Genomic DNA, 14196 nt, shown 5'->3' on the forward strand with positions numbered 1-14196 from the left:
ATTTATGTCTAGTGACTTTCACTTTTCCTTACGGGTTTATTACGAGGATACCGACCTTGCAGGTATCGTCTATTACGCTAATTACTTGAAATTTATGGAGCGCGCCCGTACTGAATGGTTACGCACCGCAGGGTTTGAACAAAGCGAATTAAAAACACAACAGCAAATGGTTTTTGCAGTACGTCAATTAACCATTGATTATTTAAAACCCGCCGTTTTTGATGATTGGTTGACCGTAAGCGTGCAATTAGCGAAATGTGGTAAAGCCAGCTTAGTGCTGACACAAACTATTATGCGTAATAATGAGTTACTCTGTACTGCAACCGTAAAATTAGCCTGTGTACATAGTATTACTTTACGTCCTTGTCCCTTTCCTATTCCTTTACTCGAAGAGTTGCAAAAGCATGGCTGACTTATCGATTTTAAATTTAGTATTACAAGCCAGTTTATTGGTTCAACTGGTTATGGCATTATTGTTACTAACCTCTTTATATTCTTGGACATTAATTCTGGGTAAAGCACGGCAATTAAGCACATACCGCCGATTAGCAAATGAATTTGAAGATAATTTTTGGCGTGAAAAAGACTATGTCAGCTTATACAACCGTGTCACCAGTAGCCAAACACCCGCAGAAGGGATGGCGAGCATTTTTGTGTATGGCTATCGGGAATTTTTCCGTTTACGTAAACAACCTGCGATTACGCCAAGTGCGTTAGTAGAAGGTTCAGAGCGTGCTATGCGTGTTGCGATAAATAAAGAAGCCGATAACTTGGATGCCTATTTAACCCCACTAGCCACCATTGGTTCTGTAAGCCCTTATATTGGTTTATTTGGAACAGTTTGGGGCATTATGCACTCTTTTCATGCTTTAGGCGGTATGGAACAAGTGACACTTGCCATGGTTGCTCCCGGTATTTCTGAAGCTCTGATTGCAACAGCCACAGGTTTATTTGCGGCTATTCCTGCCGTTATGGCATATAACCATTATGCAAATGAAGTTGACCGCTTAAATAATCGGTATGACACTTTTTCAGAAGAGTTCACTAGCCTGCTACAACGCCAAGCTCATGCCGCCCCCGTTTCAGTTGTCAATCCCATCGTAGCACCTGCCCCTGTCGTGTCTGCGCCGATGGCAACTTATGCGGCGAGTAATCCTTTAATGGCAGAGGATTAATTTATGTCACGCTTACGTCGTCGCAAACATCGCATGGCAGAAATGAATGTTGTACCCTACATCGATGTCATGTTGGTTTTGCTGATTATTTTTATGATTACCTCGCCGTTATTAACGCAAGGAGTCAATGTTAATTTACCCAAGGTAAATAAAGGGACACAAACTTTAGAGACCAGTCAGTTAGGTAGTATGGTTATCGTGTCAATTGACCCGCTTGGACAATTACATTTACAACAAGAAGACGCGGTTATCAGCCAAGAAATCTTAGAAAGTCGTGTAGAATCATTAGTTGATTCGATTCGGCAAAAAGGTGAAAAGGCAAAAGTCTATGTGCGTGGTGATGCAAATACGCAATACGGAAAGATTATTGATGTCATGGCAATGTTAAAAGCTAATGGTATTGAAGAAGTTAGTTTAGTAACCCAAAAGCAATGACCCATTATGGCAAATAAAACGGCTGACATTACAATTGCATCTTTCTTCTCAATTCTGGCGCATATCTTATTATTTTATGTGATATTTTTTGGAGCAAATTTCTTCAGTCAACCTACACTTGAAATTGTTTTACCACAAGCAACAATGGTCGATGAAGCAGTTTTTGAAACAACGTTAAAACAGATAAAACAAGCTGAAAGACAAAAAGAAATACAAGAAAAAATAGAGCAACAACAAACCCTATTAGCCGAAAGAGCTAAACAAGCCGAGGCAGAAGCCCTTGCTCAAGCACAAACCAAAGAGCAAGAGCGTTTAGAGGCTATTAAAGCGGCACAACAGGCTGAGGCGGAAAAATTAGCCCAGACTAAAGCGGAACAAGCTAAAGTCCAAGCCGAGCTAGAACAGCAAAAACTCGCGCAAGAAGAATTAGAAAAGAAACAAGAAGCTGAAGAACAAGCCCGCCAAGCACGAGAAGCAGCATTAACAGAAAAGCAGAAAATAGAAGCCATAGAACAGCAACGCCTGCAAGAATTACGCAAAGCGGTCGAAGATGAAAAACGGCTGAGAGCAGAAAAAATAAAAGAAGCGGCTCGCCTGAAAGCAGAAGCGGAAGAACGGCAGTTAGCAGAGAAAAAAGAGCGCGAACGCTTGGCAAAAGAAGCCAAAGAACAATTTTTAAAAGAAGAGCAGGAAAAGTTAGCCAAAGAAGAAAAGAAACGAAAAGAAAAAGAATTGGCTGAACGGAAAGACGCAGAGAAAAAACGCATTGCTAAAGAGATAGAAGAACAACGCAGACGAGAAATTCAGGAAGAATTAGCACAACAACGGGCTGAAGAAGCGCGTGCGGGACAAGATGCTGAAGCGAAAAGGATATTAGATAATAGGAAACAACAAGTTATTGCACTTCTTGCACAAAAAGTCCGCAGTTTATGGATAAGACCCGCTGGTGATAGCGTGGGGGATTTATCTTGTGATGTGTACGTTACATTAATGCCCGGTGGTGCGGTTGCTGATGCATCCGTAACACGGAGTAGCGGTAATATTGCATTTGATAACTCTGCTGAGCTTGCAACCCGTAGAGCCTCACCTTTACCAATACCCGATGATTTATTTGATGAATTTAGAACCTTTACATTTAAATTCAAACCACAATGAAGCAAACAAATATGCGTAACCTACTCTTAACCCTTTGTTTAGGAATGTTAGCTTGGACGCAGGTTGTTCGGGCGGATTTAGTGATTGATGTTGTTGGCGGACGACAAGGTGGACAACCCATTGCAATTGTCCCTTTTGGCGTTCAAGGCTCTGTTCCTATAGATATTGCTAGTATTATTACTAACGATTTGCAACGCACGGGTAAATTTGACCCCTTAGCCGCTGCGGGGATGCCTCAACAACCCATAGAATTATCACAAGTAAATTTACCCAGTTGGCAAGCGACAGGTACGCCCCATTTAGTTATTGGACGTGTCTCTGGCAGTGCTACGGGTGGTTATACCATTGAGTTTCAACTGGTGGATATTTTTAAAGGCGGGCAAATGGTTGGTTTAAGCTATAACGCGACCAGCAGCACCTTGCGCCAAGTTGCCCATAAAATCAGCGATGTAATTTATCAAACATTGCTTGGAGAACGTGGAATTTTTAGCACGCGGATTGCCTATGTGACGGTACGACGCGGGATTAATACCAGTCAATATAAATTATATGTTGCTGATGCGGACGGTGCGAATCCACAAATGATGTTGGATTCTAACGAGCCTGTATTCTCACCCGCATGGTCGCCTGATGGACAACGTATTGCCTACGTATCGTTAGAAGGTAAACAAGCAGGTGTTTATATTCAAGAGGTAAGCTCTGGACGACGTAGCCGTGTAGCGGCGTTTAAAGGTATCAATAGCGCGCCATCATGGTCGCCTGATGGTACGCGGTTAGCCATGACATTATCACGAGATGGTAATCCTGAAATTTATGTTTTTAATTTGTCTAGTCGTTCTTTCACACGGATGACAAATGACCCCGCCATTGATACTGAACCTGAATGGACACCAGATGGCAGTGCATTAATTTTTACCTCTGATAGAACAGGTGGTCCGCAGATTTATCGTATGTCAGCGGGTGGTGGTGGTGCGCAACGCTTAACTTTTTCAGGCAATTACAATGCACGCCCGCGAGTGTCGCCAGATGGAACAAAATTGCTCACGTTACATAATGGGGGACATGGCTATCAAATTGCTGTGATGGATTTAACGGGTGGGCAAATGACGGTTTTAAGTGATAGCTCATTAGATGAATCGCCCAGTTTTGCACCCAATGGGAGTATGGTGATTTATGGCACAGGACGACAACTGGCAGCCGTCTCTATTGACGGACGGGTTCATCAACGGTTAGCGGTGCAAGCAGGAGATGAAGTGCGAGAGCCTGCGTGGTCACCCTTTTTAGATTAGTTTTTGATTTATATTACTGCCAATTTATTGGTAGTAATAAATATTTACCATGAATACCCCATTTTACAAATAGGTGTTGTTCGTGTTTTTGCTTTAAAATCCCTGTCAATTATTGCCCTGTTATTATGAGGAGTTTAGTATGAAAAAATATTTGCGTTATTTAGCTGTATTAATGGCTGTTTTAGCTTTTGCAGGTTGTAGTTCTAAAGGGGGCGAAAAACCCGCTGAAATGAAACCCGAAGAAACCGTAACCCCACCACCAGTTCGTGACCCCATGACAACAGGTGTTGAGCAAGGTTCTGTCGATGGTAACAATATGTCTGGCGTAGCAGCCCCCGCTGACCGTATTGTATTTTTTGACTATGACCGTAGCGATATCCGTCCTGAAGGTCGTAACCTGTTAGAAGAACATGCACGTTTCTTAAGCGCTAATCCTACAATGACCATTCGTTTAGAAGGTCATGCTGATGAACGTGGTTCACGTGAATATAACTTAGCATTAGGTGAACGTCGTGCAGAATCCGTCAAACGGATGATGACCATTCTGGGCATTTCCGCCGACCGTTTAACCACATTAAGTTATGGTGAAGAAAGACCTTTAGATTTAGGTAATGGCGAATCCTCTTGGCAACGTAACCGCCGTGTAGAATTAGTTTATCCTTAAATTTTAAATAGTATTATCACAGGTTTGTATGTGGATATTCCATGTACAAACCTTTTTTCCTATATCCCTTCTTGGAGTCCATCATGTCATTACATAAACTCGCCGCGTTTTTGTGTCTAAGCGCGTGCGCTTTTCCGCTCATCGCACAAGAAGGCACGACTATTGGCAATCCATTATATGAGCAACAATATCAGCTCATGCAACAAGTTGAACAGTTGCGTAAAACAGTTTTAGAACAAGATACAAAAATTTCCCAACAACAAACAGACTTACAACGATTACGTGGGGATAATGAAGTTTTAACTTATCAGATTGAGCAATTACGTAAACAACAACAAGATGCTTATGTTGATACGGATAAACGGTTAAAAGAGATTCAGCAACGACAAATCAGCTTGGCACAAACACCACCCCCACCTCCTATCAGTAGTGATGCCAGCACATCATCAATACCAACCAGTAATAATAGTGCAGCCGAAACCCCAGCTAGCACTACCAGTGAAAGTCAAGCCTACCAACAAGCATTTAATTTCATACAAGAAGCACACTACGACCAAGCCGCAAAAGCCTTTGAAAACTTTTTAAAACAATACCCACAAAGCCGCAATGCCGATAATGGTCAATATTGGATGGCAGAATCCTATTATGCACAAAAAAACTTTAATATTGCGTTAACAGCATTTAATGCACTACTTGAGAATTATCCAAACAGCACAAAACGCCCTCAAGCCTTGTTAAAAATTGGATATATTTATCATGAATTACATGATAAAGAAGCGGCAAAAGCCTTTTTAGAAAAAGTGTTAGATAATTATCCCGGAACATCAACAGCAAAACTGGCACAAGAACGGTTGCAAAAAATACGGCGGGAAGGGTTATAACGAATGGGATATGCTACCGAAAAAGCAGTGGTGTTGGTCTCTGGCGGATTAGATTCTGCAACCACACTCGCTATTGCAAAATCGCAAGGTTTTCAATGTTACGCGCTGAGTTTTGATTATGGACAACGGCATCGGGTAGAATTAACCGCAGCCCAAGAAATTGCACAATGTCTAGGAGCATCTGCGCATAAAACCATTTGTTTAAACATGGATAGCATTGGCGGGTCAGCGTTAACCGATGTGCATATTGCTGTCCCCATTACGGGTGTGACAGAACAAATCCCCGTCACGTATGTTCCTGCTAGAAATACAGTTTTTCTTTCATTAGCCTTGGGTTGGGCAGAAGTTCTACAAGCACACCATATTTTTATTGGCGTAAACGCCGTTGATTATTCTGGGTATCCTGATTGTCGTCCTGAATTTATTGCTGCATTTGAGAATTTAGCAAATCTAGCGACGAAAGCAGGTGTAGAAGGGCAACGAATGACAATTCATACACCATTGATTGATTTAACGAAAGCACAAATTATTCAAACAGGTTTAGCATTAGGCGTGGATTATGGGCGGACAATTTCTTGTTATCAACCCGCTGCTGCTGGTGAGGCTTGTGGCGTTTGTGATGCTTGTCGTTTGCGGGCTGAAGGGTTTAAACAAGCGGGCGTTTCTGACCCAACCCTTTATCAAACATAGCGCAACCATTGTGCAAGGATAAGAATGGATAATTATAAATTTGCTTATTTATTTAGCAGTCATGCCGAATTAATCGAGTTTTCTGCGTTGCAAAATTTGGATGATTTTGGCTATTTCAAATATAACAATCAAATCCCCTTTTTCTATCAAGATGGGTCTCTTGCCTATGCCAGTGTAGCGGAGAAACTCGCGCAGGCTACGACAGTTAAACAAGAAAAATTAGATTTGTTTGATAATCTGATTATAGAAGTTTTCTTAGATGAAGCTTTATATATTAAGTTGTTACCCAATGAACATTTGTATCGTGTTGAATCATTGCGAATAGTACCTACTCCTGTGTAATAATCCGCCCGTTATAGCGCGGTAAAACGTGTTCCTATCTCTCAAGTAGAAATTCACGAAGCGTTTATTATGTCAAATGAAACACCTAATCGTATTGGCACGGGCATGATTGCTGTTGCATGCCTGCTTAGTCTAGGGTTACTCACTCTTTTTTTTAATCACGTTTTAGAAAAACAGCATAATCCCAATCAGTCCGCGCAAGTTAATCATTATCAGGATGGTACAACTGAAGTTGTGTTGACACGCAATCAAAGTGGACATTACGTTACAACAGGTTCAATCAATCACAAACCCGTTACTTTTCTTTTAGATACAGGGGCAACAATGGTTGCTATTCCTGAGAATATAGCAAATGAATTGGAGCTAAAACGTGGTGTACAAATACAAGTTAATACTGCGAATGGCAATACGACCGCTTATGCAAGCCATTTAGAACAAATTGCCATTGGTGACATTGTGTTAGAAAATATTAACGCGAGTATTAATCCACAATTAGAAGGCGATGTTTTGCTGGGAATGAGTTTTTTACGCCAAATAGAATTTACACAACGTGGTAACCAATTGATTTTACGCCAACATAAAACGGTAGAAAAGTGATGACCCAATTAACGCTTCCCCCTGATATTGTTTCAACGGTTCGTATTGCACTTGCTGAAGATGTTGGCAGTGGCGATGTTACTGCACATCTAATCGATGTACATGCCCAAGCTCGCGCGCAAGTCATTACTCGAGAATCCGCTGTTATCTGTGGCGTTGCTTGGTTTACCGAGGTTTTTCATCAGATAGATGCTCAGGTTGCGATTGAATGGCTAGTCCAAGATGGGGAGCATGTTGAACCCGACCAAGTTTTATGTCGTTTAACAGGTACAACCCGTGCATTATTGACAGGTGAACGCACTGCTTTAAATTTTTTACAATTATTGTCAGGCACAGCCACACAAACGGCATTATATGTTGCCTCTATCCGTCATACAAAAGCCCAGATTTTAGACACGCGCAAAACGATTCCTTGTTTACGAACCGCACAAAAATATGCAGTGCGATGTGGGGGGGGAACAAATCACCGTATGGGGTTGTATGATGCGTTTCTCATTAAAGAAAACCATATATTAGCCGCAGGTTCTATTCCGCAAGCCTTAGAAAATGCCCGACAATTAGGCAAGCATTTACCCATTGAAATTGAAGTGGAAAGTTTGCAAGAACTACGAATCGCATTAGACGCAGGAGCAACACGGATTTTATTAGATAACTTTAGCCTACCGATGTTCCGCGAAGCAGTGCAGATAACGCAAGGATTAGCCAGTTTAGAAGCCTCTGGTGGTATTTCTTTAGAAACCCTAAAAACCATTGCAGAAACAGGGGTTGATTTTATTTCTATTGGTGGATTAACTAAGCATGTTCAAGCCGTTGATTTATCCATGCGGATGGTAAATTAAGATTTAGTTATAAACATAGCGAAGCGTTAATGATTTCGTTACAATGCGTTATTGTTAATAAAGATAAATAACTAAATTTTTCAATAGGTTCTTTGATTAAATCATGATGCGTCGGTATAAAAAGCACTATTGGCTTGCACTGTTGAGCTGTTTAACGCCATTAACAAATGTATCGGCTGAGGTAGCTAACAAGAGCATTACAATTTATAAGTATCTTGACGAAAAAGGCGTGTTACATCTCAGTAATAAACCACCTGCAACGACAGATGATAATGTTTTATATTCAAGAAGCTATAAAGTTGAGCCTCCATTAGCCAGTTCGGTTTATTTGCCCATTCCACAAGTTTTATTATTACCTGAACGCTTTATCCCTGCAAAAACCGCTCGCTTACCCGCTTCCTCACCTGCTGGCACTGTCCGAAAAATGGACTATGACCCACTGATTCAAAGCGCGGCAGAAAGTAGTCGACTAGAAAAAGCCTTGCTTCATGCCGTTATTAAAGTAGAGTCCAATTACAACGCGCTGGCGGTTTCACCAAAAGGAGCAACAGGTTTAATGCAATTAATGCCTGACACAGCAACACGTTTTGGAGTGGCTGACAGTACAAACCCGCAAGAAAACATACAAGCAGGTTCGCGTTATCTACGTTACCTGTTGGATTTATTTAATAACGATTTAAATCTTGCCTTAGCTGCCTACAACGCGGGAGAAGGGGCTGTCATGAAATACGGCAACACGATTCCCCCTTATCCCGAAACACAAGATTATGTAACCAAAGTAACCAATTTATACCGTCAATATCTGCTAGCCAACTTATAAACAAGTACTAAGGTCTAATATAACTATATCCTTGTTCCTGCAACTTAATAATATGCTCTACGCCACCCGCAACAACCTGCACGCCTTGCACCAATACAGGCGGTTGTCCTGTCGCACGAGTAATCCCATTGATAGTATTACCACAAGCAGAAAAAGTAACATTTTGCATGGCTAAACTCGGAATACGGACAGATTCTGGACTCATCGGCGTTAATAACGACAAACCCGGTCCAAATGCAACCACTTCAATTTTAATTTTATCTATCCCTACGTCGCTTAACAAATTAGCAACCGTATTCAAAGCCAATTGCTGAGTCTGAGGGTCTGGCGAACTCACTTGTATAACAACCTTATGTACAGATGGGGATTCTGCCTGTGCTGTGAACACCCAACATAAACTGATTAAACCAAGTATTATCAAGCTATAACGTTTTAACATTACAAGTTATCCTCCTAAAGAATAAACTAACGGAAAGGTGATTGACTAATCGCTGAAAAAAGTCTGGGAGAATGTAATTGGGTGCATAGCCCCTTGTAAATTAGGATCAACCGCTAGTACAAATTCCAGAGGAATTTTATCTTGAAAAACAAAGATACCCACATAAGAAGCACCTTCCACCCCCTCATCTTTTAACAACCGTAATGTAATTTCCTGTTCTTTTCCACTGCTGTCACGCACTTTAGCACTGATATTTGCAACAACCGACTTATCTGCTTGACCTTCTACCTGTTGAAAAACAGATACATTTAACATTGCATAATGCTTATCCTGCATAATTTGATATTTCTTTGCCATTGTTTCAGGAATAGCTGTTGTGTTAACCGCAGAATAATGCACAACATAAGCACCAAAGACGACCTGCTCCGCAAAAACCCAAGGAGCAACAAGAAAAAGACCCATTGCAAAAAAAGTGATTAAACGCATTATTATTCCCTAGTCAGTTTATACTATGATGACAACCAAATAACGGATATTACCCCCAAATAATACTGCTTTTACCCTCTATTTGAATAGAACAATACGATTCATGCTCGCATCCATACTTTACGGGAATTATTATCATGACAAATTCTAAATCCCCCTCCAATTGGAAAGATAAAACCGACGCAGAGTGGCAATCACAATTAACCCCTACACAGTTTGCTGTTTGTCGCCAGAAAGGCACAGAACACGCTTTTACAGGGGAATATTACACCACCAAAGATGAAGGCATTTATCACTGTGTTTGTTGTGGCACACCCTTATTTACCTCAGATACAAAATACGATTCTGGCTCAGGATGGCCCAGTTTTTGGCAACCCATGACAACAGATGCTGTAACAGAAAAACAAGACCACAGTCTATTCATGCACCGCACAGAAGTATTATGTGCGACATGTAATGCCCACTTAGGACATGTCTTTGATGATGGCCCAAAACCCACAGGATTACGTTATTGTATGAATTCGGTTGCCCTTAAATTGGAAAAAACACAAAAATAAACTTGCTTTTTTAGGGAACATCAAATAGAATTTGCATTCTTTACAGAGATGGAGAGGTGGCCGAGCTGGTCGAAGGCGCTCCCCTGCTAAGGGAGTATAGGGGCAAAAACTTCTATCAAGGGTTCGAATCCCTTCCTCTCCGCCATCACAGTAAGACTGTAAAAGTGTATTTGACAAATACAAAAACTGTAATATAATAGTCGGCTTCACAAAGTACGCGCCCGTAGCTCAGTTGGATTAGAGTACCTGGCTACGAACCAGGCGGTCGGGAGTTCGAATCTCTCCGGGCGCGCCATTTTAAAGTCCTGTCATATCTAGTGCGTTTAATTAGTAAACTTTATCAGAAAGTTACAACACCACAACACACTTATCCTGATTTATCTAAGAAACAAAGAAACATCCTTTAATTACCCCACAGAAAAACTAAGTATTGAAAACTAGCGCATCTATACTGGCGACCTGTTTTGTATTTCGAAGTTCAATCTACCATTCATCACAACATAAACGCTCTTCCCTTTAACAACGGTTGCAATTTGCAAATAATTTATTAAACCGTCATCCGCTATAGTAACCGTATTTTAAAAAGAGGATAAGAAATGACCTATTCAACAGATTTCCGTAAAAAAGTATTAAAAGTGAAGGCGGGATTCGCCATGCGTTAAAACGTCTAGGGATTAACCGTAAAAAAAACCCTCAAACATCCCAAAGCCAACCCCGAAGCACGGCAAGTCTTTCAAAACAAAATGAACCGTTATAAACAATCTGATAGGCAAATTGTTTTTATCGATGAAAGTGGTTTTGCTCATGATATGCCACGCCGTTTTGGTTATGCCCCTATCGGCAAACGTTACTCTGGCACGCAAGACTGGAATGCAAAGGGACGTACTAATGTCATCGGGGCTTTGCTCAATTTTTGTTTATTAACCGTCTCTTTAGTTTCTGGGGCGATTAATTCCGATGTCTTTTTCGCTTGGATAACCCAAGACTTACTTCCTAAACTCCCTCAGAATTCTGTCATTGTGATGGATAACGCCACTTTTCATAAACGTAGCGACATTCAGCAGGCTATTTTAGACGCTGGGCATCTCTTGGAATATTTACCACCTTATTCGCCTGATTTAAATCCTATTGAGCATAAATGGGCTCAAGCTAAGACTCTCCGTAAACAACAACATTGTTCTATCGATGAGCTCTTTTTACTGAATTCTATTTAATCTTTTTATAGTACTGTTGCTATATTTTTTAGTTTTACTCTATTTAAACAATAGATAGGGCATATTTGCCCTATCTTGAATTGATATGACAATGAGGGAAGTAAGCCATTAAATGGCGGGAATGGTTGGTTGTAATTTCAAGCGTTGTAAAATACGATTAAACAAGCGTTTTTTAGGTTGCGTTTTGTAGGCAACGTTGGTATTGCCTACTGTGGTTGCATGAACATCAATTAAGCCCGCTAATGCAACCGCATTATAGAAGCCAACGATAATCCCCCATTCTAAACCCGTTTTTTCTTCTACCTGTTTTAAACTAAGTGTTTGACTGGCTAGTAGCGCAGAAAGTTGAATATGAACGGGTTCACATTCTAAACGTGACAAATTCGGCCAAGCTTTTAAACGTACAGGGGTTGTTGGTGAAATATCGCCTATCAATTCGGCTTGTGAACCGTATAACGTTGCACACCATAATACCCGCTCTAACGCCAAGATTTGTTTACCACTGGATAAAATTTGAAAGTCGGCATCTGTCAATATTTGATATCGTACTGAATTATATTGATTAAAAATGATTTTATATAAGACTTCCCGATTACAGGAGGTCGCAATGACACCCTGTTTGCTATTGATAAACAATGGCGGGTGTGGTGAGTAAAATACCTGAATAATCTGCCCTTCAGTACGCGCTTTACGCAAAACATGAAAGAGACTGTCAACCGCTGCAACAGGACGTTGTTGTGTCGACAAATTGGATGTTTCCATACTTGTAACACAGTTTGTCGGACTACTTGTAGCTGATGTAACCGTCAATGGCGGGCTGGTAAATGTCCTATTTGAAGGTTGTTTTACCGTTTCAATGAGTAAGTCTTTGAGTGTTTGGACAAGCACAGGTTTTCTTAAGACTAAATGCCGTGTGTCGTTCACTATTTTATCAGAAAGAATAATAAGTTGTCTTTTTCCAGCAGATTGAAATTGTTGATAGAATGTTTTACCAACGGGATTATCTAGGTCAACAATAATGATTTGTCCATTTGTATCTTCTGGTTGTAATAACGTTGCTTGAATTTGATGTTTTTTTAACAGGTTGACTGCAACGTTCAACACTGACAATCCAGTGTTATCCAAACCAACTGATGTAACTGTTAAATCCGTTTTTGTACTCATGATTTTTCAACCTGTAACATTAAAGGGTTAAAACAAAATGCACATAATGACCCTTTGCAATTTTCTTTCCAGTTGTCCTTAACACCTTACATACTTCCTACAATGACTAAGGGGGAAGAGAAATTAACAAGCTATTTCTCTTCCCCCTTAGTTGCTTACAATAATACTACATTATCGGTTATTGACCTGTTTTAAGAACAAAGCATAGTCAATTGTAGTTATTATTAAGCATAGACTGGTGCAAATGCCTTGTCAGGGTCTTTAACAGGTGCATCGCCAGACCAGTAGGGTGATAATTTGCGCAGTTGTGCAACGATAGGAGGCACAGCAGCAATAACTTTTTCTACTTCTTCCATAGTGTTATAGCGGGAGAAGGAAAAGCGAACCGTGCCATGAGCCGCTGTGTAGGGAATCCCCATTGCACGCATAACATGGGAGGGTTCTAATGAACCAGAGGTACATGCTGAACCACTAGAGGCGGCAATGCCTGATTTGTTCAGAAGCATAAGAATGGCTTCGCCTTCAATGTATTCGAAGGCAATATTAGCGGTGTTGGGTAAACGGTCGTCAGGATTACCCGTGACGAAGCAGTTAGGCACAGCCGCTAAAATTCCCGCTTCTAAACGGTCACGCATGGCTTTCACTTCTTTGTTTTCAAATGCCATCGCTTCCATTGCCATTTCAGCCGCTTTGCCTAAAGCAACAATAGATGCGGTGTTTTCTGTCCCTGCACGACGACCCCGTTCTTGATGTCCACCGCGAAGTAAGGGACGAAAACGCACACCGCGACGTAAGTACAGTACGCCTACGCCTTTAGGCGCGTGTAGTTTGTGACCAGAGATAGACAGCATATCAATTTTGGTATCTTTCAAACTCATGGGGATTTTACCCACTGCTTGCACCGCATCCGTATGAAATAACACACCTTTTTCATGTGCCATTGCTGCCATTTCTTCTACGGGGAAGAATGTACCAGTTTCGTTGTTTGCCCACATTACAGAGACAACTGCAACTTTTTCATCCAGTAATTCTTTATACTCATCCATATCCAAGCGACCTTTTTCGTCAACATGGAGTTTATGAACTTTGTAGCCTTCTTTTGCCAGTTGTTCGCACAGACTTAAAATCGCAGGGTGTTCGACAACGGTAGTAATGATTTCTTTACGTTCAGGTTGCACTTTCAGCGCGGACAAAATGGCTGTGGAATCAGATTCTGTGCCACAAGAGGTAAAGATGATTTCGGAATCATGTTCTGCACCTAACAAGGCTTGTACTTGTTGACGGGCTTTTTTAATTGCCAAGCCAACTTTGTTGCCGAAGTTGTGCATCGATGAGGGGTTGCCAAATTGTTCGGTAAAGAAGGGCAACATCGTTTCCACAACTTTGGGGTCAACCATTGTTGTAGCATTGTTATCTAAATAAATACCCGTTGTCATGACCCACCCCGCG

At 41.1% G+C, this 14196-nt stretch carries 18 protein-coding genes and 2 tRNA genes; 16 read left to right on the forward strand and 4 right to left on the reverse strand.

Features of this window, described 5'->3' with window-relative positions; translation table 11 throughout:
* The first annotated feature begins 4 nt into the window (after positions 1-4).
* The 12 genes from ybgC to AL038_RS18265 all read left to right on the forward strand — a co-directional run bounded on the left by ybgC (position 5) and on the right by AL038_RS18265 (position 8887).
* Entirely contained in the window at positions 5-412 is a 408-nt protein-coding gene (ybgC, locus tag AL038_RS06415) for a tol-pal system-associated acyl-CoA thioesterase (protein ID WP_062150635.1), read from the forward strand.
* On the forward strand, positions 405-1175 hold the full coding sequence (gene tolQ, locus AL038_RS06420; protein ID WP_062150637.1) for a protein TolQ: 771 nt from the start codon (positions 405-407) through the stop codon (positions 1173-1175). The genes ybgC and tolQ overlap by 8 nt, the downstream gene beginning before the upstream one ends.
* A 3-nt stretch (positions 1176-1178) precedes the next feature.
* Positions 1179-1610 carry a protein TolR gene (gene tolR / locus AL038_RS06425; protein WP_062150640.1) on the forward strand — a complete coding sequence of 144 codons (432 nt, stop codon included), beginning with the start codon at positions 1179-1181 and terminating at the stop codon, positions 1608-1610.
* 6 nt (positions 1611-1616) lie between these two features.
* Positions 1617-2765, forward strand: a complete 1149-nt coding sequence (tolA, locus tag AL038_RS06430) for a cell envelope integrity protein TolA (RefSeq protein WP_062150641.1) — start codon at positions 1617-1619, stop codon at positions 2763-2765.
* A gap of 11 nt (positions 2766-2776) precedes the next feature.
* A complete protein-coding gene (gene tolB, locus AL038_RS06435; protein WP_062150643.1) occupies positions 2777-4054 on the forward strand; it encodes a Tol-Pal system beta propeller repeat protein TolB in 1278 nt (425 codons plus the stop codon).
* Positions 4055-4193: 139 nt separating this feature from the next.
* Positions 4194-4718: a peptidoglycan-associated lipoprotein Pal gene (gene pal / locus AL038_RS06440; protein ID WP_062150646.1), complete on the forward strand. Its 525-nt coding sequence runs from the start codon at positions 4194-4196 to the stop codon at positions 4716-4718.
* Between the two features lie 83 nt (positions 4719-4801).
* The gene (gene ybgF / locus AL038_RS06445; protein WP_062150647.1) at positions 4802-5599 is read left to right on the forward strand and encodes a tol-pal system protein YbgF; all 798 of its coding nucleotides are present in this window, start codon (positions 4802-4804) and stop codon (positions 5597-5599) included.
* Positions 5600-5602: 3 nt separating this feature from the next.
* Entirely contained in the window at positions 5603-6289 is a 687-nt protein-coding gene (queC, locus tag AL038_RS06450) for a 7-cyano-7-deazaguanine synthase QueC (protein ID WP_062150649.1), read from the forward strand.
* Between the two features lie 24 nt (positions 6290-6313).
* Positions 6314-6631 carry a hypothetical protein gene (locus AL038_RS06455; protein WP_062150652.1) on the forward strand — a complete coding sequence of 106 codons (318 nt, stop codon included), beginning with the start codon at positions 6314-6316 and terminating at the stop codon, positions 6629-6631.
* 69 nt (positions 6632-6700) lie between these two features.
* On the forward strand, positions 6701-7228 hold the full coding sequence (locus AL038_RS06460; protein ID WP_062150654.1) for a retropepsin-like aspartic protease family protein: 528 nt from the start codon (positions 6701-6703) through the stop codon (positions 7226-7228).
* Positions 7228-8067: a carboxylating nicotinate-nucleotide diphosphorylase gene (gene nadC / locus AL038_RS06465; protein WP_062150657.1), complete on the forward strand. Its 840-nt coding sequence runs from the start codon at positions 7228-7230 to the stop codon at positions 8065-8067. Before AL038_RS06460 ends, nadC begins: the two co-directional genes overlap by 1 nt.
* 103 nt (positions 8068-8170) lie before the next feature.
* Positions 8171-8887, forward strand: coding sequence for a lytic transglycosylase domain-containing protein (locus AL038_RS18265; protein WP_062150660.1), 717 nt, complete (start codon positions 8171-8173; stop codon positions 8885-8887).
* A gap of 7 nt (positions 8888-8894) precedes the next feature.
* Here the strand turns inward: AL038_RS18265 and AL038_RS06475 are convergent, their stop codons facing one another.
* Together AL038_RS06475 and AL038_RS06480 are read right to left on the reverse strand one after the other, a co-directional pair.
* On the reverse strand, positions 8895-9326 hold the full coding sequence (locus tag AL038_RS06475) for a DsrE family protein (protein ID WP_062150663.1): 432 nt from the start codon (positions 9324-9326) through the stop codon (positions 8895-8897).
* Between the two features lie 45 nt (positions 9327-9371).
* Positions 9372-9812, reverse strand: a complete 441-nt coding sequence (locus AL038_RS06480) for a DUF4426 domain-containing protein (RefSeq protein WP_062150666.1) — start codon at positions 9810-9812, stop codon at positions 9372-9374.
* Positions 9813-9949: 137 nt separating this feature from the next.
* Between AL038_RS06480 and msrB the strand changes: the two genes are divergently transcribed.
* From msrB to AL038_RS06500, 4 genes are all read left to right on the forward strand, one after another.
* On the forward strand, positions 9950-10369 hold the full coding sequence (gene msrB, locus AL038_RS06485; protein ID WP_062150668.1) for a peptide-methionine (R)-S-oxide reductase MsrB: 420 nt from the start codon (positions 9950-9952) through the stop codon (positions 10367-10369).
* A gap of 50 nt (positions 10370-10419) precedes the next feature.
* Positions 10420-10514, forward strand: a tRNA-Ser gene (locus AL038_RS06490).
* Positions 10515-10586: 72 nt separating this feature from the next.
* A tRNA-Arg gene (locus AL038_RS06495) sits at positions 10587-10664 on the forward strand.
* 448 nt (positions 10665-11112) lie between these two features.
* Positions 11113-11583 (forward strand): transposase, encoded by a 471-nt coding sequence (locus tag AL038_RS06500; RefSeq protein WP_101539221.1) that lies wholly within the window; start codon positions 11113-11115, stop codon positions 11581-11583.
* Positions 11584-11691: 108 nt separating this feature from the next.
* Here the strand turns inward: AL038_RS06500 and AL038_RS06505 are convergent, their stop codons facing one another.
* Together AL038_RS06505 and nifS are read right to left on the reverse strand one after the other, a co-directional pair.
* The gene (locus AL038_RS06505) at positions 11692-12747 is read right to left on the reverse strand and encodes a hypothetical protein (protein WP_062150671.1); all 1056 of its coding nucleotides are present in this window, start codon (positions 12745-12747) and stop codon (positions 11692-11694) included.
* A gap of 224 nt (positions 12748-12971) precedes the next feature.
* Complete coding sequence (gene nifS / locus AL038_RS06510; protein WP_062150674.1) at positions 12972-14183, reverse strand: cysteine desulfurase NifS; 1212 nt, start codon at positions 14181-14183, stop codon at positions 12972-12974.
* Between the last annotated feature and the right edge of the window lie 13 nt (positions 14184-14196).

This window comes from Beggiatoa leptomitoformis, from assembly GCF_001305575.3.
In the GTDB taxonomy this organism is placed as follows: Bacteria; Pseudomonadota; Gammaproteobacteria; order Beggiatoales; family Beggiatoaceae; genus Beggiatoa; species Beggiatoa leptomitoformis.